Genomic DNA, 20,977 nt, shown 5'->3' with positions numbered 1-20,977 from the left:
ATGCAGACGGTGCTCGTCACATGGACCGAAGTGTCCCAACACCAGGCCCGTGTCCAGGTTCCTCTCGGTGCGGACATCGACGAGCTGGACCTGGAGAACCGGCTGGCCGAACTCGACGACGACGGATTCCAAGGCCTGGAACGCGAGATCAACTCCGTGACTGAGCTCGAACACGACCCGCACGCCGAGATCCTCGTGCCCGCCGACCCCACCACAGAGCGCCGGGTGCGCATCCGGCGCTAACTCAGGGGACGTGCCGACATGCCTGCTCAACGCCGCGCTGGGCAGGCGCAAGGCCCCCAGCTGTCAGCGCGACGCCTCGCGGCGTCGGCGCGCCGCCGGGGGCGCAATGAAGGCAAACACACGCGCCGCGGGAGCCGCGATGCCCCGATCCGCGGTGCATACTCAGAACGAAGAGAAACCATTTGGCCAGGTCACACCGATAGGCGCGGCAGCATGACGGAAATCGGGCAGGACGGCGCACCAGCCGCCACAATCAACATCGCTGACGACTTCACCATGCCCCTGGACAGCGTGACCTCGACCTTTGCCATTCTCGGCAAGAAGGGCCGCGGGAAGACCCACACCGCCTCAGTTCTCGCCGAGGAATTGATGAGCGCCGGCTGCCTGATCTGCGTCATCGATCCCACCGGTGTCTGGCACGGTCTGCGATCGTCGGCCGACGGCCGCGCGGCCGGGTTCCCCGTCATCATCATCGGCGGTGAGCATGCCGACGTCGCGCTACGTGCCGACCAGGGAGCCGCCATCGCCGAACTCATCGTCAAGGAACGCTTCCCTGCGGTTGTGGACCTCTCCCTGCTGCGCAAAGCCGAACGCCGTACCTTCGCCACCGACTTCCTGGAAACGCTCTACTGGCGCAACCGGGAACCACTGCACCTCATCATCGACGAGGCCGACGAGTTCGCCCCGCAGCGCGCTCCCGCCGGCGTGGAACGACTTCTAGGAGCCACCGAAGACATCGTGCGCCGCGGTCGGGTCAAGGGGCTCGGGGTCACCCTGTGTAGTCAGCGCGCCGCTGCGCTGCACAAAACCGTTCTCTCGCAACTTGATTCGCTGATCGCCTTAGGTGTCACGGCACCACAAGACGTCAGCGCGATCAGTGATTGGGTGGCCCAGCACGCCGAGGAAGGGCAAGCCCGCCAAGTGCGTCAATCGCTACCATCACTGCCGATCGGTCAAGCCTGGGTATGGTCCCCCGAGTGGCTCGGTGTCACCCAGCTCATCAACGTCAGGCGCCGTCACACCTTCGACTCCAGCGCGACACCCAAGGCAGGCGCACGCCGGCACACCGCCAGCACCAGGGCCCCGGTCGACGTCGAACGTTTGCGCCGGCAACTCGACAACACCACCACGACTCCGGTCGCCGGAGATGGAACCCCAGCACCCAGTGCGGACCGCGAAATCCAACGCCTGCGAAGCGAACTGGAAGCCGAACGTGCCCGCGCCCAACAGGTCGTCCACGTTGAGGTCCCGGTGCTGAGCACAGATGACCTCGGTGCCCTCACCTGCGCGGTCGAGCAACTGCGCGCATTCGGCGAGACGATCAGCAGGGCGGCCGATCAGGTTGAGAACGCGCTCGCTGCCAGCCCCGCCGTGTCAGGCCAACAGGGCCGGGCTGCAGCCACGCCCGCGAAAGCACCGGAACTGCAATGCGAGTCGCCGCCGAAGGCGAAAACGACAGCGGAGCCGGCCGGGCGAGACGACGACAAGCTCAAGCTGGCCGAGCGCGAGATTCTCACCGTCCTGGCCCAACACGGCCAGCGGACCTCTAGCCAGATCGCATTGTTGACCGGCCGCAGCCATAAAGGCGGGGGTTTCCGTAACGCATTGTCCAGCCTTCGCACCGGCGGCCTGATTGAAGGTCGCGGTGACATCGCCATCACCGCCGCTGGCCTGGACGCGCTCGGAAGCTGGGAGCATCTGCCGCCACCCGGTCCCGAGCTGATCGCATGGTGGGCACAACATCTCGACAAAGCACCGCGAATGATCCTTCAGTACCTGGCGCGCCACCCCCACCGCGACATCCCCATCGCCGAGATCGCCGAAGCGACCGAATACAGCCCCGTCGGCGGTGGCTTTCGCAACGCCCTGTCGCGGCTACGGTCCCTCAACCTCGCCAGTGGCCGAGGCGAACTCCATATCAACGCAGACTTGCTTGGCGCGCCGTAGCGGAGCTGGACGCACGACGGTTCAGTCCTGGCGCACCGACCAATTGGGCGGTCCGAGTGCAACTCTGGGACGGCCGCACCGGGACCGCATCCACCGGCCACACCCTGACGGTGTGGGAAGGGTTGCGCCCTGCCTTAACCCTGTGCATGGAAGGCGGCGAGATCACAGAGATGGGAATCGCGCTCGCCCGCAGCCGCGAGAACTAAGCACGTCACCGCCGCGCCCGCCGTCCCTCTCCGCACGAACAATGCGGCGCTGACAGACACACGCACGCGTGGCCGGGGGACCTGTCATCGCCGCAGGTACGCGCACCATTGACGATCTTCGTGACGGAAAGCGACGCGCGGGAAGGTACTACCCATGAGAGAGATGAAGCGCGAACGTCACACCAGGAGGAATCACCCATGCAGTTCCGCAAAACCAAGACCCTCGGTCCCTTCCGCTTCACGTTGACTCAGCGCGGAGTTTCGGTGAGCGCCGGCGCGGGCCCCGTACGTTTGAGCCGCGCCGCCGACGGCACCGTGCGGCGCACCCTGCGGCTGCCCGGAACAGGGCTGTGGGACACCAAAGTTGTTGGCCGCCGGAGGCGATGAGGTCAGCTTCTTTCAGTTCGCCGACGTTCGTCGTGCCAGGCGGCAGCCGCCGATGTCCTGGGCGCCGCACGCAGCCGGGCATGGAGCCGAGCTGGGCACCGCAGCAGTACCTGGCCGACCTCGACGCCCGCGCCCATAAGGCGGCCGCCGCACCGCCGGCCTACCGGAGGCATGCACCGCAAGGCGGCCCCGTCGATGAACCGGCGACACACATTACGGAAATCGGCCTATGTCGGGAGCCCGTCAGCGCTGAACTCGCAGCTAACGTGGACTCCACCCCGACGGCCCGACCCGCGCACCCGCCCGGCACCGACAGGCGAGTCGACCGACCAGACCACGTGAGAGAGGCGCAGATGACCACCACCCTCGGCGATACCCTCACGGCGGCAGCGTCTGGCCCCGACAACACGTCCGACCAGGTCGAACTGGTGCTCGACCTCGAAGTAGGCGACTACCTGCCTCAGTTCGAAGCCGCAGTCAGCCTCGTAGACATCCGCACCGAAAGACTCGGCGTGCAATGGGTGGACCTCGAGTTGACCAACGGGCAGGCCATGACTCTCAACGGCCACGATGACATCGCGATCGGCCCCCGAATCCGGTCCTGCGAAGCCCCGGCACGCCTCGAACGCGACGCCACCGCGTTCGAGGTTTCCTGAACGCAGCGAAGGTAGGTTCTGGGCTGTGTCACGGTTTGTCATCAGCAATCTTCGGGTCGGCCCCGAAGAGTTCCGCGATCAACTTCCCGTCACCGGGACGACTATCGACGTCCGCACCGACCCCGACGGCCAGCAGTACTTCTATGCGCGGCTCGACGGCTCCATCAAGCACCGAATCGACACACACTTCGACACCAGCGCCTGCTCGACCGAGCAGCTCGGGGCCGACGCCAACGGACCGTTCCTCTGGGTGACCGACATCGTGATGCGGCCCAGCACACCTGGAGAGCAGCCCCACTACGGCATGAACCGCTTCCCGGTCGACCTCGCCTACGCCATCGACCTGAGCTACCTCGACGACCCCGCCCTGGACTTCGGGAAGATCCTGCCCATCGCGACCGCGGAGATCGACGACGTCCCCGACGATGCGCCGACAGATGCCACCCCGACACCAGCCGACGGCGACGCTGCCACTGCGCCGGATGTACCGGAACAGGTGAGCACCCCGGCCTTAGACCTCGACACACCAGCAGAGGGCGATACGACCACATCCCCGGCGGCAGGCGACAACGTAGCCGCCACCGGGCTCGACGTAGAACAGCGATTCACCCCGGCGCCCGAGCCCGCCCGCGTCGGCGGCAACGCTACTGCGGCGACCTCGCCGCCGGCCCCAGCAGCCCCTCTGGCCCGGCCACCACGGCCGCCGATGCCGGAAGCGCCGACCGACACGTCCCCCATTCCTGTTGTCCAGCAACACCCGCCGCACACGTATCCCGCGCCACCCATCCCGCCGGCGCAACTCCATGTCACGACGCCCAGCCGATCCAGGCCCTCGAAAAAGACACTGATGGTCACCGCGACCGTCCTGACCGGCGCCCTGCTCATCATCTTCGCCGGCTGGAGCGTGCTGACATCAAGCGACAGCAGTGACAGTGACACCAGCGCCGCACCCAGCCCCACAGCATCAGATGTCGACCTGCAACGGGTCAAAGCGGAACTGCCCAAGGGCTATTCAGACGGTGACTGCACACCGACGCCCGACACTACACACCCCTCGCTCACCTGCACGCCCAACGCCAACCCCGGTGGACCCCAATCCGCGACCTACGCGATCTATCCCGACAACCAAGCTCTCCAACAGGCTTTCACCGCCACCATCGCAACGTTCGACCGCGCCATCTGCCCCGGCAACATCCAGTCACCCGTTCTCTGCCCGACAGGCGTGTCGGAGATGGTTGGGGACGTGCGTCCGCGATGATGGGGGCATTGGTCGTGAGGTAAGAGGGAGCCGGGGATGGCTGGTGATTCGGCTGATGGTTGGACTCTTCATTTCTACGATTTCCGTCGGCGGTTCGTGCCGGTGGACGACGTGGTTCCCGGGTTGGGCGATGTCGAGGCGTGGGCGAAGCGAAATGGTGCGCGTGACGGCACTCCCTTCTTCCTTGATCCCGTGGGCCGGGCGGATGCGTTGGTGAACGCCTACTGGCGGGATCCGCTGGTGAGGGGACGGGCGACGGGGACGTTGCGTCGTTACGCGTTGTCGTTGAAAATGTGGCTGGATTTTCTGCACGTCCTGGGCGTTCGATGGGATCAGGCGTCGCGATCGGAACTGGCTGCGTTCAAGGAGTGGCGGTTGTCGGCTGAGGAGAACCCTCAGCATGTGAGCGCCAATAGTTTCTGTGTCGATCGCGCCGCGATCCGCAGTTTCTACTCGTGGGCGGCCGAGCAGCACGGAATCGACAACCCCGTCCGAGCCCGTGCGATTGCCACGTCTTGGGTTACTGGGGGTCAAGCCGCGTTAGAAAGCACTCCCTCTGGGATCCGCAGATCCGATGTGAAGTGGCTTACCCCGCAGGCATTTCGGTTGTGGCGCAATTTGGGGCTGCGCGGTTTCACGATGGAAGGCTTGCCGCGTCACGATTGGAAGGGAGTGACTGAGGATCGCGACGTCGCGTTCGTGGAGGGGCTGTTCGGGACGGGTTTGCGAATCGGCGAGTGGGCCAGCATGTTGACCATCGAGGTGCCGCAGCCGGGTTCTGAGGGACTCGTGCGTTCACACGTTGCGTCGTGTTGCGCCAAGGGCGGTAGCGGGCGCACGTTCTGGATGCGCCGCCGCGTTGCCCAACAAGTCCATTTCTATCTGCAGGAAGGCAGTCGTACTGCTGCCGTCGCCCGCGCGCAACGCAGCGGGAGGTATGGGCAAGTCGCGGATCATTGGATCGTTGAGCATGTCCGGCGGGATGGACAACTGGAGGTAGTCGATGAGAAGGGATCGCGTCGTACGGTTCGGCTGGACGCACTCGGCCCGTCGATGCGAATGAAACTATTCAGTTGGGGCCCCGACGGTCTGGAGCCGTTGTGGCTGTGGCTGAATCACGACGGGACGCCTCGCCCTAAACATTCCTGGTACAAGACGTTCGATCGCGCGAACACCAGGGTCGCCAAAGTGCTTGCGCAAGCAGGGGGTACGCCGCTGTGGTGCCGTCCCCACATGCTGAGGCATTCCTTTGCGCTGCGCTGGTTTTGCATTGCGACCTTCGTCGCGTGGCGACGTACCGATATGTTGACCAACCAGGAGCAGCGGGACTTCCGCAATCAACTTGGTGATGTCTGGTTTCTCTTGGCCACACTTCTCGGACATCGTAGTGCTGAGGTGACGCGTGGCGTTTATCTCGAGCCGTTTCAGGTGTTGCAGGTTGAGGAGCTGATCGCTCTGATGGATGCCGACGATCGGGAATCGCTCGAGCGTCTCGTCGCCTCAGTTGGCGTTGGTGAGTCGCGTGTGTTGACGGTCCAGACATGACGGGTCACCCGGCGGAGCAGCCGGATTCGGCGTGGCGACCCGTATTGCGACGACAAGGGTTCATCGTGACGTTCGTCAGCGAGGATGGCACTGCGTCGAAGGACTTCGACTTCGGATCGCTGCCGGGCAACGACGGAATCCGCCACGACTTCGCGATCGCGTTCGAGGATGCCACCGGTGTACTGGGCGTATCCAAGCGATTGAGGGGTGCCGGCGCGCTGTGGCAGGCTGCCCGGCATGCCTGCTGCTGGCTTGCCGAAAACCGCACAGGACTAAGCGGACTCGCAGATTTATCAGCCTCGGATACCCGACTGCTCGCCTTGTCATGTCGGGTACCCAGTGGCCCGGGCCCGGCGCCGAGTCTCAAGACTCTGCTGCGCTGCAGCCCTGTCGTCTCCGACGAGGCACGTCAGGCGTTCGCGCGGGTGCGTCACCTGAAGATGGCCAGGGCGCGACAACCGTATTCCGCCGAGGAGGTTCGCCAAATCAATGTCGTGGCGCGTGGAATGGTTCGGCGGGCGCGTGTCCGATTGCGGACGCATTGGGAGATAGTCGCTGACTATCGTGCGGGACGGTTCGATCACCTACTCCGTGCAGACCCCAGTCGCAATCTGGCCGAGGCGCTTGATCACTGCGCTCGTGAGGGAGATTTCCCGCGCACCGCCTCGGGTGCAAGAACTTTCGTGACCCGGCGGGCGGTGACCGCAGCTGGTGGATGTCGATTATTGTCGTTGCTGCATCTGAGCCCCGGCGAGGCGTGGGCATTCGGTGTTCTCCTCGCCGGGCTGACCGGCCTGAACCTGTCGACACTCGACTCGTTGCCCGCTCCGCACCGACACGCTAGCCACCCTGACGAACCCGGCATCCTGTTCGTCAGCGCCGACAAGCCCCGTCGTGGGAGAAGATCGGTCATGACGGTGCCGGTGACCGCGCTGCGCCCCGAACTGCGGCCGCTTGGTAGCGACAATCGGCGTACCGCGGTGGTCAACACGTCGCTGACTACTGCGTATGGGGTCTTTATGTTGCTGCTGGAACTGACCGAACCGGCCCGCGCGCTGACCGGGAACCAGCACGCCTTCATCTACTACAGCGCCCAGCCAGACCACGGCGAACAGAAATTGTTCGGATACGGAATCAGCAGCACGGCGTCCGGCGTCAATGCACGACGACGCTGGATGGCGCCGTGGCTCAACGGTGCTGCCCGGCACGACGAGTTGCTGCTCGGGATCAGTATGGATCGGCTGCGCAAGACCTACCTGGAGCAGGTCCGAAAGCCCACGGCCCATACGCCGGGCACTCTGGCTCGATATCTAGGTCGAATGGAGTCGGTGAGGAACGAGGGATTCCACATCGTGGCCGAGGCTCTCGATGAGCAGGTCGCGCGAGCACTCGCTCGACGCTCGATGACGGTGCATCCGGACGACCATGACACCGGATCCGGCCAGGACGCCGTCCTCGGCAATTGCGCTGATTTCGAGCACTCGCCGATCGACGGCAAACGATGTCGCCAGTCGTTCATGGCATGCCTCGACTGCGGCAACGCCCGCGCCTTCCCGCGCCACTTGCCCGTTCAATTGGTCGTTGCCGACCGGCTTCGTGACATGCGCAAGGAGGTGCCCATCTGGCAGTGGATCGCCGATCACGCGGGTCCTCTTGCGCAACTGGACGACATCTTCGCCGAATACGAGCAGGCCCAGCTGACGGCCGCGCGAGCCGAGATCACCGACAGCGATCACCGGACGGCCACCCTTCTCCTGTCCGGAAACCTCGAAGCATCATGACCTGCGCAGCTGACGCAATCGACGTCGTGGCAGGTGTCCAAGTCGCCTCCGACACAGAGGTCCTGCTGAACCGCACCCTGCACGTCGAAGGGATCCGATGCCGATTTGGCGACCCAGTGTGGGATCTGTCCGCGGCGATCGAGGACCGGCACAGCGCAGGACAAGCCGTGCACTGGCACAGGTTCCCGACCCCATATCGGCACGCCTGCAAGCTCTACCTCTTCGCGCTACTCAACATCGTTGACGACGCACCCCGCCTCGACAGTGCGCGGTCACTGTGCCCGCATGTCAAGACGATCTTGGGCGAGCTGGTGCCGTTGCGACGGTTCACGATGTGGCTGGTGGAGATGAGGCTGACATCCTTCGGCCAGGTCAGCGCCGAACACCTCGACGGCTATCTGCGCCATGTCACCGAGACGGGCGGGGTCAGCGCCGGATCCAAACGCTGCGCGCTACAGGCGATCAAGCGTCTACACCTGTACCGGGACACGGTGCCCGCGCATTGCCGGCTCCCCGCAGGCCCGTTATGGGGTGGCGCGAGTGCACGAGGGCTTGCCAACTATGAGTCATCCTGGGGCAAACCGAACACGACCCCTCGTATTCATCCCGATGTCATGGAGCCGCTGCTCTCGGCGGCGTTGATGGTCACCAATACGGTTGCGGCCGATCTCCTTCCCGCAGCGCGCAACCTTCTCGCGATGCGGCACCTCGCCCATCAAATCGCACCCGACATTCGTCGGGCTCGTACTCGTACGGTGTCGGTATTCGAGACCACCAAGGCGCAACTCGAATGCCTGCTTGCTGCACTTGGCCGCGACGACGCGGCACTTCCAGGTATCCGGACAAGCGACACGACCAGTGTCGACCTGATGGGTTTGGCCGTCGGCGGATGGCTGCACCACACCGAACTGAAGCGAATGAAGGAAACGCCGGTCATGTTGGCGAAGTGCGGATTGCCCATCGACGTCGACATGTTGCGCGCCAACATATTCAGCACTATCGGCACACACCCCTGGCGTGACGAGCCCGTCGATGCGAGTGAACTCGTGCAACTGCTCCGCCACGTCACAACTGCCTGCTTCCTCGTCATTGCCTACCTGTCGGGTGTCCGGACCGGTGAGGCACTCAACCTACGGCGCGGCTGCATCACCCGGGGTTCCAAGCTGGAGTTGACATTCATGTCCGGTCATCAGTTGAAAGCCGATGACCGGCGCCGGGACCGATCGCCCGCCACGATCCCGTGGGTCGTGACTGATGAAACCGCACATGCCGTCAGCGTCCTCGAGCAGATCACGGTCAGCGATCTACTCTTCCCGGGTTTCGAGTTGTGCTCCCAGGACCAATTCCTCTTCGGCTGCACCCGTACGAGAACACCCGGCTCGATCAACGCTGATATCACCAGATTCATCGAGTGGTTCAACCGCGACGTCTGTCCGGCAGTCAGTCATCCGCTAATCGGTGCCGATCCGCAGGGCACTATCCAGGTGCCGCGCCTGCGGCGCACACTGGCATGGCACATCGTACGACGGCCAGGCGGAACCATCGCCGGCGCAACGCAATACGGCCACCTGCACACACAAATGATCCACGGTTACGCTGGCGGAGCCGATTCAGGGTTTCTCGACGAAATCACCTTCGAACAGTTTCTGCACCGCGCTGAGACCATCCACGACGATGCCCACAGACTCGAGCGCGGGGAGCACGTCTCCGGCCCGGCCGCCGATGAGTATCGTGCCCGCGTTGCGCGGGTGCACACATTCGCAGGTCTGACAGTTACCACCAAGAGCCAGATCAACAGCGCCCTATCGAACCCCGACTTGCAGATCCACCACGGCGCGGTCGTGACGTGTGTGTTCCGACGCGCCACCGCGGCCTGTCTCGAACCTACCGACAGCTCCGCTGAACCCTCCTGGAATCGGTGCCGTCTTGGCTGCGTCAACGCCGCCCGCACTGACCGCGACGCAGCCAACCTCCGCCAGCACGTCATTGCACTTCAACGCGACTTGGCGACGCCCGGACTCCCCGCACCACTGCGGGAACGAATTCAGACTCGCCTGATCGAGCACCGAAAAGCCCTTACCGGCCACGAATCCAGCCGACCACCGACAAGTCCACTACAGGACGGGGAAGCCGAATGATCCTGTTGCGCAATGCCGCGGCCCGCAACGATGAGGAACGCCAGCTGGTCCAGGCCGCGATGAGCCGCCTCCGAGAGAGCAAAGCCGAGCGGAGCAACGGGGCACATACGGTCGTGGCTCTGGCTGACGAGTCGGGCATACCACGGCAGAGACTCTATGAACATCACAGCGATCTGCTGAATGAGTTCAAGGAGTCGGTCGGGTGCGGGCCCGTCGGTTCGAATGTCGAGGCTCTGCAACGGCAACTTGCAGAGGCGAGTGATCACAACCAGGAACTGGCTGCCGAAAATGCTGAACTGCGAGGCAAGATCAGAACGCTCTCAGCGGTGATCGCCGAACTCACGCACGAAACCTCCGGGACCACCGTCGTCGTTCCGATGCCACGCAAACACACCGGTGGCCGCCGCTGATACTTGGGAGGACTAGGTAGATGAAGCGTTCACTGAAGTGCTACACCACCCGAACCACCCGACAGCTATTGCAAAACCCCAGCCCGCAGCACCGCCACAATGCGGGGCCAGGACGGATGGGGTCGGGTGGCCCGCGGCGCGTTCACACTGGTCCTCGGGTGATTGCGGTCAGGGGGCCGTTCACGTCGAAGACCTTGGCCCTAACGTTGCCGATGCCGAACTCCTCGAGCCGGGCAGAGTGCTTGCCGATATAGGCCCGTGCGGATTGTTCGTCGGCGAACAGGTAGATGCCGCCCGCCTCGCGTTCGGCCTGATTCTCGGTCCATATCTTCCAGATGAAGCCCGGTTCGTCCGGGATGGACCGGGCGAGCCCGTCCATGGCCTCGGTCATCTCCGGGCCGAAGGGGCCATCGTAGGGAAAATCGAACTGCACCAGTTTCATGGGCGTCCCTTTTCCTGTCACGCCCTCACAGGGCATCGATCACGTGTTTGAGCTTGTCGCGCACGGTTTCAGCGATGCCGGCCAGCTAGACACGAGGTCATAGGCATCGGGTGTCCAGTCCCAGTCCAGGATGTCGGCCACGTGAAAATCGACGGAGACGTCCTGCTCGGCGGCGAGTGCACGGGCCTTCTCGACGGCCACAGGCGAGATGTCCATGGCGGTCACTCGCAGGCCGCACGCGGCGAGGAAGACAGAGTTGCGCCCTTCGCGGTCGGCGACGGTCAGAGCCTTTGCGCCGGGGACGAGGTAATCCCTGTGCTCTTTGAGGAATCGGCTCGGTGCCGTGCCGAACAAGTATCCGGGGGCGGCATAACGCTCGTCCCACGTGGCCGGACCCGCGGGCGGCGTCTTGTCAGCGCTGCCAAGGCCTGTCCCGGCGTCGTCATCGTGCATCTGTCCTCCTTTGGGAGGTAGCTGCCGCATGGTGCAGCGGCGCTCGCTGAGCGCTACTTTAGCCTGGTCCAGTTTTCGGCAACCCGTCGCTGATGCGCCGGCGTCGGCGCGGCATCAGGACCGCTCGTCATCGCTACGCTGCGGGCGCTCCGTCTCGACCCCGGCCGTCATCGACGCCGCCCATTGCCGGGAGGTGAGGACCGCTTGCACCCCGGATGGGCGCACGGTCGACCGGATGCCAGCGCTGGACGCCTCGCCAACGGAGCTGTTGGCCAAGCTGGAGGCGGTCCGGTTGGATTGCCAGGAATCTGGTTGCGCGGAAAGGTATTTGAGCCACGACGGACTCGCGGCCCTGCATCAGGTGAGCTTCCGGGCCGACCCCGAACACGGCACCGGCTACCACCAACGGTTCAGCGCCTATCTCGCACGCGTGCAGGACGCGGATCTGACGCTGGGGGTCGCGATGACCGATGCGAAGGGCGACCGGTCCAAACGGCCCGGCGCACAAGACAACCCGGACGTCTACGTCCACGTCGCACAGCGCCGGGCCGGATGGCATAGTGATCCGCGGCACCAAGGCCATCGTCACCGGCGCCCCGTACGTGCACGGGTTGCTGGTGATGCCGTGTCGCACGGTGACCGCGGACGACGCCGACTTCGCGGTGGCGTGCGCGGTCCTGGTGGATGCCCCCGGCATCACCATGGTGGCGCGCCCGGCCGGGCACCCAGGTGAGCGGGCGGCGACGTTCTCGTCCCGGTACGGCCAGTCCACCGCGGTGGTGATCTTCGATGACGTGTTCGTCCCCTGGGAACCGTTGTTCCTCGAAGCCGAATACGAACTTTGGGGCACCTTGACCACGACTTACGCCACGCATCATTGGCATTCGTGCATCGGCGCTCGCGCCGGGTTCGGGGATCTGCTGATCTGCGCCGGTGCGTTGATGATCGAGGCGAACGGCCTGGACCCGAACGTGCACGGCCACATCCGGGAGGCGATGGTCGAGCTGATCACCATCGTCGAAGGGTTCTACGCGTGCGGGGTCACGGCCTCCACCTACGCTGCTGCCGAACCTTCGGGGACCGTGACCCCCGATGCGGTGTTCGCCAACATCGGCTAACTCCTGCTGGCCAACCAGATCTATGACATGCACCGCCTCGCCCATTACGTGTCCGGCGGCTTGGTCGTCGCCCTGCCGGGACCCGAGGAGGACCACGATCCGGTCACCACGGCCGCGCTGGCCGCAGTGCTCGGCGGACGCGACGACATCCCGGCGCGTCAACGCCTGGAGGTGTCACGGCTGATCGAGGACCTGACGGCCTCCTATCAGGGCGGCTGGTATTCGATCATCTCCCTGCACGGCGGTGGCTCCCCGGAGGCGATGAAACGCGAGATCTGGCGCCAGTACCCGATCGCGGAGAAGACCGAACTGGTGGCCAACCTGATCGACCGCGGGGCCGCCGGCGGACGGCAAAGGTCGACGCGGCAGCCCGGAAAGTGTTGTGCCACCGGCTGCCAGCCCCCACCTCCACCAACCGAACACCCGGCCCTGAGCGGGGCCCCCAGAACGACTACGACCACTGACCACGCCGCCGCAGCAACCCCTAGGAGAGGACCACCATGAATCAACAGTGCCGACCGACCCCGTCCAATCGCCCCCCCGATCCGATCCCGATCGCGAGGAGCGCCCGATGATGGACGTGTCGCCATTCAAGTCGGCGAACACGCCGGCCGATCACCGCGCCAGTTACCCGTCATCGATCGCCCAGGTATATCCACCGTTCGCGCTGGACGCCACCACCAGCGACAGCTGGTACCGGCAACTGGAGTCCGGGCGCGGAGTGAACTACTACACCGCCGATCCCAACCTGGCTCGGACCCTGGCCACCTACTTGACGCCCACGGTCCGGCGATGGGCCGAGAAGTCGTTGTCGCAGTTGGGAAATCCGGCCGGCACTGAGCTGGTGCGACGAGCCGACGTCTACGACGCAGTCGGACACGTGTTGACCCGTTACGACAAGCTCGGGCGTGACGTCAGCCGGGTCGAGCATCACCCGGACTGGCTGGCCAACCTCGACGAGGTCTTCAACTACGGTCTGGTCGGCTGGAATCACGACCCCGCCCGGTTGCAGCGCCACGGTCGGGCGCCAGTCCCGCTGCTGGACGCCTTCGACTACCTCGTCGGGCAGGCCGACATGGCGTTGTGTTGTCCGCCGGAACTCGCCCACGGCACCGTCACCGTGCTGGAGCGCTTCGCCACCGTCGAGCAACGCGACGAACTGCTGTCCGCGATCGTCCCGACCGGCCAGTGGCGGCTGACTGGCGAGAAGTGGTTTGCTTCCAACGTCGGCGCTGACCTCATCGTCACCCTGGCCCGGGTCAATCCCGATGTGCCCGGAACGAAGGGCCTCGCGATGTTCGTGGTCCCGCGAATCCGACACGACGGCACACCCAACGGGGTCAGCATTCGCCGACTCAAGGACAAGATGGGCACCATCGGAATTGGTAGGAGGCGGTATCAGAACTATCCGAATAGCCGTCGGGGGTAGCGCGGTCGAGGATGAACGCCTCGGTCGCGGGGGTACAGTGGCAGCTGTCCTGGCTTACCCCTCGGGGTATATAGCGCGTTGCGTTCGAACCGAGTGGCCACGGACCGCGCTGCAGCGCACACCTGAAGCGGTGCGGTCGTGGGCTGACGGAAACGAGCCGCTGCGCTCGGGGACTGGACCGTGAACCTGAATGATGTTGGCAACGGAGGTAACGACGGTGATGAGTGGTACCTGGATGGGCGGATGGTGGCTTGCTTGGCCGCTGCTGGTGCTTATCGGGATTTCGTTGATCGTGTACCTCGGGTACCGGTTGGTCGCTGATCGAAGTGTCGGGCCCATTCCGCCTCAGCAGAATTCGGCCCGCCGGATCCTCGACGAGCGGTACGCGAAGGGCGAGATCGATGAAGACGAATACCTGCGGCGCCGCAACCAGCTGACATGACGCCGGCACCGATCAGTCGGCGGCACGCCATCACTCTCGGTGCGCTCGGCGCCACCGCCGTCGCGTCCGGCGTGACTGGCTGGATGGCGAGTTCTCGCGGCCCCGGTTCGGGTGACTGGTCAGATGCTGCTGACACTGGAGCTGAGTTGACCCAGCCGACGCGGCTGGACAGTCGTGACGGGCGACTGCAGGTGCAACTCACCGCCGCGGCGGGGGCACGGCTAATCGGGCGCGAAACCCATGCATTGGGATACAACGGTTCCTTACCGGGACCCACCCTGAAAGTACACCCTGGCGACGAGCTGGCAGTGCGCCTCGTCAACCAACTCGATCAGCCGACCAATCTGCACACCCACGGCTTGCGGGTGTCACCACTGGGCAATAGCGACAACCCCTTCCTGCGCGTCGACCCGGGCGCCTCGTTGGACTACAGCATTCGCATTCCGCCCGATCATCCGACCGGGACCTTCTGGTATCACCCGCATCACCACGGCGTGGTGGCCGACCAAATTTTCGGCGGCCTGGCCGGTGCCTTGCTGGTCGACCCAGCCCCTGGGCAGCAACCGGAGTTTGCGGTAGCGGCCGACCGGGTGCTGCTGGTCACCGACATCACGTTGACCGGCGACGGCCGCGTTGCCCGGCCCAGCGCCATGGAGCGCGCCATGGGACGCGAAGGCCAGCTGGTGTTGGTCAATGGCCAGCATCAACCCGCCATTGCGGCCGCCCCCGGGGCGCTGCAACGCTGGCGGATCATCAACGGCTGCGTATCACGGGTGCTGGTCGTTGCGCTGCAGGGCCACGACCTGCTGCACATCGCCCAGGACGGCAGTTACCTTCCCCGCCCGGCACGCACCGGCCAGGTGATGCTGGCCCCCGGTAACCGCGCCGACGTCATCGTTCACCCGGCGGCCCCCGGCCGCTTCGAGCTCATCACTGAACCGTTCCAACGCGGCGGCATGGGCATGATGGGAGGCGGGACTGACTCCAGCGAACCGGTCTCCCTGGCCACCATGACCGTCGACGGGCCACCGGCCAGCGCTGCCCCGCTGCCCGCATCCGTGCCGGTGGAAGCACGTCCCGCCGGACCGGTAGTCGCCCAACGCCAAATCGCGTTCCAAATGGGCATGGGCATGGGTATGGGAGGTGGCGGGATGACCTTCACCATAGACGGACGCATCTTCGATCCGACGCGCGATGACCAGTCGACCACCTTGGGGTCGGTCGAGGACTGGACCGTCACCAACACCAGCACGCTGGCGCACCCATTTCACTTGCATGTCTGGCCGTTTACCGTGCTGGCCAGCAGCGACAACACCCCACCCCTCGGGGTACCACAGGACGTGGTGTTAATCCCGCCGCAGGGCTGGGTCCGGCTGCGCATCGCCTTCACCAGATTCGCCGGCCGCAGCGTCTACCACTGCCATATTCTCGATCACGAAGACGCCGGCATGATGGCCACGGTCAACGTGCACGGTTAACCGCTCGCCGCGCAGAATGATCAGATCACGGCGCCGTATCCCCCTACGCAGGCGGCGCACTCATCAACGATGGGAGTCCGACATCTTGGGGTGGTGTCGGCGGGGCACAACCCGAATGGCGCATTGGATATGGTCTGCGTCCACGTCATCTGTGCGTCCGCAAACGGCAGCAAGCGAGACGTGGGAATTCTCGAGTCGTCGAGCGCGTAGTGTCGATTGGGGGCAGGCTCCGGTGGACGAGTGCGGTCGGCGACCGATCCCGCCGTGTTTGCGAAGTTTCGACCATCGTCGGTTCAGCGGGAACCAGGGGTGTTGTTCAGTAGCGATCAGGAGGAACGATGACAGTGAGGCAACGATTTACGGGCGGATGCACGCCACGGTTCATCGCCGCTGCTAGCGTCGCCGGAGTGGTGGCGCTGGCTGCTGCGGGCGCTGCGACAGCCCAGCCGGCGCCAGATCCGTGTTCCCCGGCGGCAGTCATGCGTGCGCACGCCGCAGCGATGACTCAGATGGCCGATTATCTGGACTCGCGCCCGGATGTCCAGCAGGTGTTTGTGGACGCCAGGAGTCAGGCCACGCCACAGGAGCGACACGACGTGATCAAGGCCTACAACGACACCCATCCCGACGTCGCTGCCGCCTTACGAAATATCCACCAGCCGGTTCAGGATCTGAGCACCAGGTGCGGCCTGCCGATGAACCCCGGTATGCCCGGAGGTATGGGGTCTGGCCCGATGATGGCGCCCGGCGGTATGGGATCAGGCCCGATGGAGCCCGGCGATATGGGGCCCGGCCCGATGGCGCCCGGAGGTATGGGGCCCGGGCAGTAGGATCCGGCGCCATCGGCGGGTGGTCGATCGGCGAGTCCGTCTCTAGCGCGCCTTGCCTGGCGAGTTATCGATTATAGGCGCTTTCGACGACTTCTTACGAGGCGCCATACCCGCTGAGGATGTCGCTGAAGTCGTCTCTGGCGTGAGTGCGTCGTGTTCCTCATCAGCGAGCGCCCGCGATACCGGCGGTCGCGGCAATTGCTGTGCCTACACTGGCTGCGTGCAGATGCGTTTGAGCGATACCTACCGGGGTATGCAGTCCCCATGTCGATGAGCTTTTCCGACGCATCCCGACGCCGACGGCCTCGTCTGAATCGTTTGCGGACCGGCGCGGTCACCAGCAAAACACGCGCTGCTCTGGCCGCCGCCTTGCTCGCTGCCGTTTCAGCCTGTTCCGCTGGCCAGACGACCGACTCGGGGCAGTCAACGACCAACCCCGCGTCACGGGCGCCCGCCGACGCGACCGGATCGGTGTGGGTGGCCGACGAAGGCGGAAACAGCCTGACGGTCCTCGACGCGGCCACCAACACAGTATCGACAACCCTGACCGGAATGCCAGGGCCACACAACGTGCAGGTCGGCCATGACGGCGCCACGGTATATGCGTCCAGCAACACCACCAACACGGTGGTCGCCATCGACGCCGCGACCTACCGCGTCACGGCGACCGCCCCGACGGGGCCGGAGCCGGCCCATGTGATCGAGGCTCCCAACGGCAAGGTCTATGTGGCCAACTCCGGGGACGGCACCGTCTCGGTGTATCAGAGCCCGAACCTGCAACCGGTGGGCCGCATCGACGTGGGCGGGATGCCGCACGGGCTGCGTGCAGCCGCAGGCGGTTCGGTGATCGTAATCGCCAACCACATGGCCGGAGCGGTGGACCTGATCGACCCCCGCACCGACTGGATGCTGGGCGCCGTACCCGTGGGCGATGGACCAGCGCAGGTCGCGGTCACCGCCGACGGCCGCTTTGCCTACACCGGCACGACCCAACCACCTGCGGTGGTGAAAGTGGACCTCAGTGCGCGCAAGGTGGTCGGCAGTGTCGCCGTGTCGGCCTCACCGGTGCAGCTGTACCTGACCCCCGATGAGGCGACGGTGGTGTCAGCCGATCAAGGTACCCGCGAAGCCCCAGGGCATGCAGCGTCACTGATCGACACCACCACGATGGCGGTACGCGCCGCGGTTCCCACTGGCGCCGGGCCGCACGGCGTGGTGATCGACCGCGCCGGCACGCGGGCCTGGGTCACCGACAGCTACGACAACGCGGTCTCCGTCATCGACTTGGCCAGCCAGACGGTGGCGGCGACCGTCGCGGTCGGTGTCGAGCCGAATGGGATCAGCTACTCGACCCGACGACCTGCGGCCGGCCCCGCCACCATAGCGCTCAACATCCCCGCGCCACCCGTCGCGGAAACCCAGCCGCCGCCTGCCCATCACGGGCACGGCTGACCCAACGAACCTGGAGTTGGCCGGAGTATGAGCAGCCGACACCAGCCGACGGATGAAAGGACGGCGCATGGATCTGTCAACGTTCCAACATCCGCGCTTCGCCCGGATGTATGAACGCATCAGCGCCGAATCGGAGGAACGCGGAACCGCCGAACGCCGCGACCATGCCCTGGCCGGCTTGTCGGGCCGCGTCATCGAGGTCGGTGCCGGCAACGGCTTGAACTTCGGCCACTATCCGCCCACCGTCGCCGAAGTTGTGGCCGTGGAGCCCGATGACCACCTGCGCGGCCTGGCCGCCCAGGCCGCCGAGTCGGCACCGGTACCGGTGCAGGTGCTCGCCGGACACGCCACGGCGCTGCCGGTCGAGGACGGCGGCTTCGACGCGGTGGTGGCATCACTGGTGCTGTGCTCGGTTCCCGATCAGCGGGCGGCGCTGGCCGAGATGCGCCGCGTCCTCAAGCCCGACGGGCAGCTGCGGTTCTTCGAACACGTACGCTCGCAGACCCCCTGGCTGGGTCTGCTCGAGGATGCGATCACCCCGCTGTGGTCGCGGATCGGCGGCGGTTGCCATCCCAACCGCGACACCACCGCAGCGATCCGGGCCGCCGGCTTCGACATCGAAACACTGGACCGGTTCTCCTACGCGCCGCTGCGGCACTTTCCCCGATTCGCCCACATCCTCGGCCAAGCCCGTCCGAAACCCGGACTCGGCCCCGACGTCTGACGCCCGTATCGGTCCACCGCCGGCCACGGCCCAAAACGAGAGGAACCACGCGATGAGCATTGCAATCTCGACCGCGCTGCACACCACATTCGACGCCGCCGGCTCAGCGCGTGTTGTCCGTCACTGTCGATGAAGACGAGGTTGGGGCCGTTGGTCGGCAGCTTGACGGGGTGATCGGTGCGGTGACGGCATCGTCGGCATGGTGATGGTCGGTCGGCGACGCAGTGACGCCGTGCCGCGAGCATAGACGCGCGCGGTGGACTCGATTTCAGCCGCTGCGCGGTGGGGCCAGGAGGCGGCCGCGGGTGTACATGCCGATCAGCGTCCACGGTGGTTCCTCGAACCCGCAACGGCGGCGGTCCCAGTAGGCGGCCGCGCTGAGGATGGTCAGTGTGTACCGCAGCTGGTTGCCGGCGTAGCGGATCTCGGTGAACGCCTCAGGGGCAAGTTGGATCAGTCGCGTCGCGCCCTGTTGGCATGCCCAGTTCAGGTGTGTGTCGGTGGCGCGGCGCAGCCAGCGCCGCACCGTTGATTCGGACCGGCCCATGAGGGTGGCGATGCGCCGGAACCCCAAGCCATTCGCCTTGTGCGCCAACGCTATTCCGATCACCTCGGTGGTGTCGGCGCGGCGCGGCTGCAATGCGGTCGGCAGCAGGATGTGGGTGGTGGTGCAGTTGCGGCACCGCAGTCGCCGCGGGCGCACGGTCACTGTCGCGGCACCCGGCGCGCGGACGGTGCGTTCGCGCGCGTATCCCCATTTGGCCAGCGTGCCGCCACAGTGCGGGCAGCACATGACGGCGTCGGCGAGGTGGGCCTCGGCGTCCTGGGGTCGGCGGATGACGATCATTGTCGGGCACTGCGTTCTCGGTGCATCAGTGTTGCCTACCACACCCCGGATTGGCGAAGGGGTCAGTTCGGCTTGGGCGCAACAGGTTTCGCGTCCGTGCCGTCACTTAGCGTGCCGACGACGCCCGTCCGTCACGATGCCCCTCAACGCTCGGTCCGACAGTCCGGCGCGGGCCGGTCATCGGGGGTACCGCCGTATGTCACCACAGTGGTGGTGCAGACGAAGTTCCGCAGCCCGAACTCTCATCGGCATCGGAAGTGACCGAGACACCCTCCGTGGTCGTCATCCAGAGGGACGCTCAACAAGCGTGCGCGAGAAGTACTGGCGCAGAACGGAGTGGGCATTCTGCCCGAGATCCATGGGAAGACCACGCTGAGAACCACAGCCAGTGAGGACATAGGGGGACCATCCGATCCTGGGCGCGTGCAACCCGCCGCCAGGGCAACGTCGTGGCCGGCGCCGATCCGACCGATGCACGCGTCGTCCACGCAAAAGCCATGAACCCCACCACTACTCGTGGACGTAACCGGCGACACCGACCTCTCCCTTTGCCGAACAGGTCTTGACGAAAGTGCGGGCAGTGATCGATTCCCTCAGCGCCGACCGCCGGCAATCGGGCCGGCGTAGTTAGTTAGGCTGCAGGAATGCCGAATGCACCCGTTAACGTCCAGCGTCAATCCAGAAGCCGTCAACACGCTCCCTCCAGTGTCCCTCAGCCGCTGGAACACGAAGCAGACCTCGTCGCGGTGGATACCACCTGGGGGGAATTGCAGCCCCTGCAATGCGCGCCGGGCGTCGTGACCGTCGCCGAGCTCGAACTGATCGAGAGCCTGCGCGACGGAGCCCTCCTCCTCGACACTCGACTACCCGATTCGAGAAGCGGCGTGACCATCCCGGGAGCTGTCAGCATCCCTCACAACGAGATTGCGCACCGAAGCAGTGAACTCGATGCGTCACGAGTAAACGTCTTGTTCTGCAACGGCCCGCAATGCCCCCAATCTCCCGACGCCATCCGCGAACTGCTGAAGAACGGATTTCCAGCCTCCGCCCTGGCCTATTATCGAGGTGGACTTCATGACTGGATCACCCTCGCGATGCCCACTGAACCGGTTGCTTGACAGGAAGATGGTAAACACCCGGCCCCGTTAGTGGCACCGAAACCGAAGGGGTGAGTTCGACGGTGTCTCGCGC

General features: G+C 65.4%; 19 protein-coding genes and 1 pseudogene. 17 read left to right on the top strand and 3 right to left on the bottom strand.

Annotated elements, in window-relative coordinates:
* From EXE63_RS00360 to EXE63_RS00320, 9 genes are all read left to right on the top strand, one after another.
* On the top strand, positions 1-243 hold the full coding sequence (locus EXE63_RS00360; RefSeq protein WP_436277421.1) for a hypothetical protein: 243 nt from the start codon (positions 1-3) through the stop codon (positions 241-243).
* Between the two features lie 213 nt (positions 244-456).
* The gene (locus EXE63_RS00355) at positions 457-2,190 is read left to right on the top strand and encodes an ATP-binding protein (protein ID WP_168140324.1); all 1,734 of its coding nucleotides are present in this window, start codon (positions 457-459) and stop codon (positions 2,188-2,190) included.
* Positions 2,191-2,594: 404 nt separating this feature from the next.
* A complete protein-coding gene (locus EXE63_RS00350) occupies positions 2,595-2,783 on the top strand; it encodes a DUF4236 domain-containing protein (protein ID WP_168140323.1) in 189 nt (62 codons plus the stop codon).
* Positions 2,784-2,863: 80 nt separating this feature from the next.
* The gene (locus EXE63_RS00345) at positions 2,864-3,439 is read left to right on the top strand and encodes a hypothetical protein (protein WP_168140322.1); all 576 of its coding nucleotides are present in this window, start codon (positions 2,864-2,866) and stop codon (positions 3,437-3,439) included.
* A gap of 25 nt (positions 3,440-3,464) precedes the next feature.
* Positions 3,465-4,697 carry a hypothetical protein gene (locus tag EXE63_RS00340; protein WP_168140321.1) on the top strand — a complete coding sequence of 411 codons (1,233 nt, stop codon included), beginning with the start codon at positions 3,465-3,467 and terminating at the stop codon, positions 4,695-4,697.
* 36 nt (positions 4,698-4,733) lie between these two features.
* Complete coding sequence (locus EXE63_RS00335) at positions 4,734-6,242, top strand: site-specific integrase (RefSeq protein ID WP_168140320.1); 1,509 nt, start codon at positions 4,734-4,736, stop codon at positions 6,240-6,242.
* 65 nt (positions 6,243-6,307) lie between these two features.
* Positions 6,308-8,023 carry a hypothetical protein gene (locus EXE63_RS00330; RefSeq protein WP_234904096.1) on the top strand — a complete coding sequence of 572 codons (1,716 nt, stop codon included), beginning with the start codon at positions 6,308-6,310 and terminating at the stop codon, positions 8,021-8,023.
* 26 nt (positions 8,024-8,049) lie between these two features.
* Entirely contained in the window at positions 8,050-10,161 is a 2,112-nt protein-coding gene (locus EXE63_RS00325; protein ID WP_234904095.1) for an integrase, read from the top strand.
* Positions 10,158-10,571 (top strand): coiled-coil domain-containing protein, encoded by a 414-nt coding sequence (locus tag EXE63_RS00320; protein ID WP_099962881.1) that lies wholly within the window; start codon positions 10,158-10,160, stop codon positions 10,569-10,571. Before EXE63_RS00325 ends, EXE63_RS00320 begins: the two co-directional genes overlap by 4 nt.
* A gap of 142 nt (positions 10,572-10,713) precedes the next feature.
* On the opposite strand, the gene EXE63_RS00315 is transcribed toward EXE63_RS00320, so the two are convergent.
* Together EXE63_RS00315 and EXE63_RS00310 are read right to left on the bottom strand one after the other, a co-directional pair.
* The gene (locus tag EXE63_RS00315) at positions 10,714-11,013 is read right to left on the bottom strand and encodes a monooxygenase (protein WP_099962880.1); all 300 of its coding nucleotides are present in this window, start codon (positions 11,011-11,013) and stop codon (positions 10,714-10,716) included.
* Positions 11,014-11,052: 39 nt separating this feature from the next.
* Positions 11,053-11,466, bottom strand: a complete 414-nt coding sequence (locus tag EXE63_RS00310) for a class I SAM-dependent methyltransferase (protein ID WP_168140318.1) — start codon at positions 11,464-11,466, stop codon at positions 11,053-11,055.
* Between the two features lie 28 nt (positions 11,467-11,494).
* On the opposite strand from EXE63_RS00310, the pseudogene EXE63_RS00305 reads away from it, so the two are divergent.
* From EXE63_RS00305 to EXE63_RS00275, 7 genes and pseudogenes are all read left to right on the top strand, one after another.
* A pseudogene (locus EXE63_RS00305) lies at positions 11,495-13,088 on the top strand (4-hydroxyphenylacetate 3-hydroxylase N-terminal domain-containing protein).
* A gap of 67 nt (positions 13,089-13,155) precedes the next feature.
* Complete coding sequence (locus EXE63_RS00300; protein WP_168140317.1) at positions 13,156-14,013, top strand: acyl-CoA dehydrogenase family protein; 858 nt, start codon at positions 13,156-13,158, stop codon at positions 14,011-14,013.
* 220 nt (positions 14,014-14,233) lie between these two features.
* A complete protein-coding gene (locus EXE63_RS00295) occupies positions 14,234-14,455 on the top strand; it encodes an SHOCT domain-containing protein (protein ID WP_168140316.1) in 222 nt (73 codons plus the stop codon).
* On the top strand, positions 14,452-15,933 hold the full coding sequence (locus tag EXE63_RS00290) for a multicopper oxidase family protein (RefSeq protein ID WP_168140315.1): 1,482 nt from the start codon (positions 14,452-14,454) through the stop codon (positions 15,931-15,933). The genes EXE63_RS00295 and EXE63_RS00290 overlap by 4 nt, the downstream gene beginning before the upstream one ends.
* A 338-nt stretch (positions 15,934-16,271) precedes the next feature.
* Positions 16,272-16,763 carry a hemophore-related protein gene (locus tag EXE63_RS33195; RefSeq protein WP_158022684.1) on the top strand — a complete coding sequence of 164 codons (492 nt, stop codon included), beginning with the start codon at positions 16,272-16,274 and terminating at the stop codon, positions 16,761-16,763.
* Positions 16,764-17,315: 552 nt separating this feature from the next.
* A complete protein-coding gene (locus EXE63_RS00280; protein ID WP_372923275.1) occupies positions 17,316-18,215 on the top strand; it encodes a YVTN family beta-propeller repeat protein in 900 nt (299 codons plus the stop codon).
* Between the two features lie 67 nt (positions 18,216-18,282).
* Complete coding sequence (locus EXE63_RS00275; RefSeq protein ID WP_168140313.1) at positions 18,283-18,939, top strand: class I SAM-dependent methyltransferase; 657 nt, start codon at positions 18,283-18,285, stop codon at positions 18,937-18,939.
* Between the two features lie 268 nt (positions 18,940-19,207).
* Here the strand turns inward: EXE63_RS00275 and EXE63_RS00270 are convergent, their stop codons facing one another.
* The gene (locus tag EXE63_RS00270) at positions 19,208-19,786 is read right to left on the bottom strand and encodes a DUF6431 domain-containing protein (RefSeq protein WP_168140312.1); all 579 of its coding nucleotides are present in this window, start codon (positions 19,784-19,786) and stop codon (positions 19,208-19,210) included.
* A 644-nt stretch (positions 19,787-20,430) separates the two neighbouring features.
* On the opposite strand from EXE63_RS00270, the gene EXE63_RS00265 reads away from it, so the two are divergent.
* Positions 20,431-20,904, top strand: a complete 474-nt coding sequence (locus tag EXE63_RS00265; protein ID WP_168140311.1) for a rhodanese-like domain-containing protein — start codon at positions 20,431-20,433, stop codon at positions 20,902-20,904.
* Positions 20,905-20,977 lie beyond the last annotated feature (73 nt).

Source organism: Mycolicibacterium frederiksbergense (assembly GCF_012223425.1).
Classification (GTDB): domain Bacteria; phylum Actinomycetota; class Actinomycetes; order Mycobacteriales; family Mycobacteriaceae; genus Mycobacterium; species Mycobacterium frederiksbergense.
This window is presented reverse-complemented; position numbering and strand designations above follow the sequence as displayed.

Bases quoted from the DNA above. Each gene is read 5' to 3' on its own strand.
- EXE63_RS00320 (WP_099962881.1), top strand. From the start codon at position 10,158: ATGATCCTGTTGCGCAATGCCGCGGCCCGCAACGATGAGGAACGCCAG.
- EXE63_RS33195 (WP_158022684.1), top strand. From the start codon at position 16,272: ATGACAGTGAGGCAACGATTTACGGGCGGATGCACGCCACGGTTCATC.
- EXE63_RS00345 (WP_168140322.1), top strand. From the start codon at position 2,864: ATGGAGCCGAGCTGGGCACCGCAGCAGTACCTGGCCGACCTCGACGCC.
- EXE63_RS00335 (WP_168140320.1), top strand. From the start codon at position 4,734: ATGGCTGGTGATTCGGCTGATGGTTGGACTCTTCATTTCTACGATTTC.
- EXE63_RS00315 (WP_099962880.1), bottom strand. From the start codon at position 11,013: ATGAAACTGGTGCAGTTCGATTTTCCCTACGATGGCCCCTTCGGCCCG.
- EXE63_RS00270 (WP_168140312.1), bottom strand. From the start codon at position 19,786: ATGATCGTCATCCGCCGACCCCAGGACGCCGAGGCCCACCTCGCCGAC.
- EXE63_RS00280 (WP_372923275.1), top strand. From the start codon at position 17,316: ATGCCAGGGCCACACAACGTGCAGGTCGGCCATGACGGCGCCACGGTA.
- EXE63_RS00310 (WP_168140318.1), bottom strand. From the start codon at position 11,466: ATGCACGATGACGACGCCGGGACAGGCCTTGGCAGCGCTGACAAGACG.
- EXE63_RS00295 (WP_168140316.1), top strand. From the start codon at position 14,234: ATGAGTGGTACCTGGATGGGCGGATGGTGGCTTGCTTGGCCGCTGCTG.
- EXE63_RS00265 (WP_168140311.1), top strand. From the start codon at position 20,431: ATGCCGAATGCACCCGTTAACGTCCAGCGTCAATCCAGAAGCCGTCAA.
- EXE63_RS00350 (WP_168140323.1), top strand. From the start codon at position 2,595: ATGCAGTTCCGCAAAACCAAGACCCTCGGTCCCTTCCGCTTCACGTTG.
- EXE63_RS00360 (WP_436277421.1), top strand. From the start codon at position 1: ATGCAGACGGTGCTCGTCACATGGACCGAAGTGTCCCAACACCAGGCC.
- EXE63_RS00275 (WP_168140313.1), top strand. From the start codon at position 18,283: ATGGATCTGTCAACGTTCCAACATCCGCGCTTCGCCCGGATGTATGAA.
- EXE63_RS00290 (WP_168140315.1), top strand. From the start codon at position 14,452: ATGACGCCGGCACCGATCAGTCGGCGGCACGCCATCACTCTCGGTGCG.
- EXE63_RS00300 (WP_168140317.1), top strand. From the start codon at position 13,156: ATGATGGACGTGTCGCCATTCAAGTCGGCGAACACGCCGGCCGATCAC.
- EXE63_RS00355 (WP_168140324.1), top strand. From the start codon at position 457: ATGACGGAAATCGGGCAGGACGGCGCACCAGCCGCCACAATCAACATC.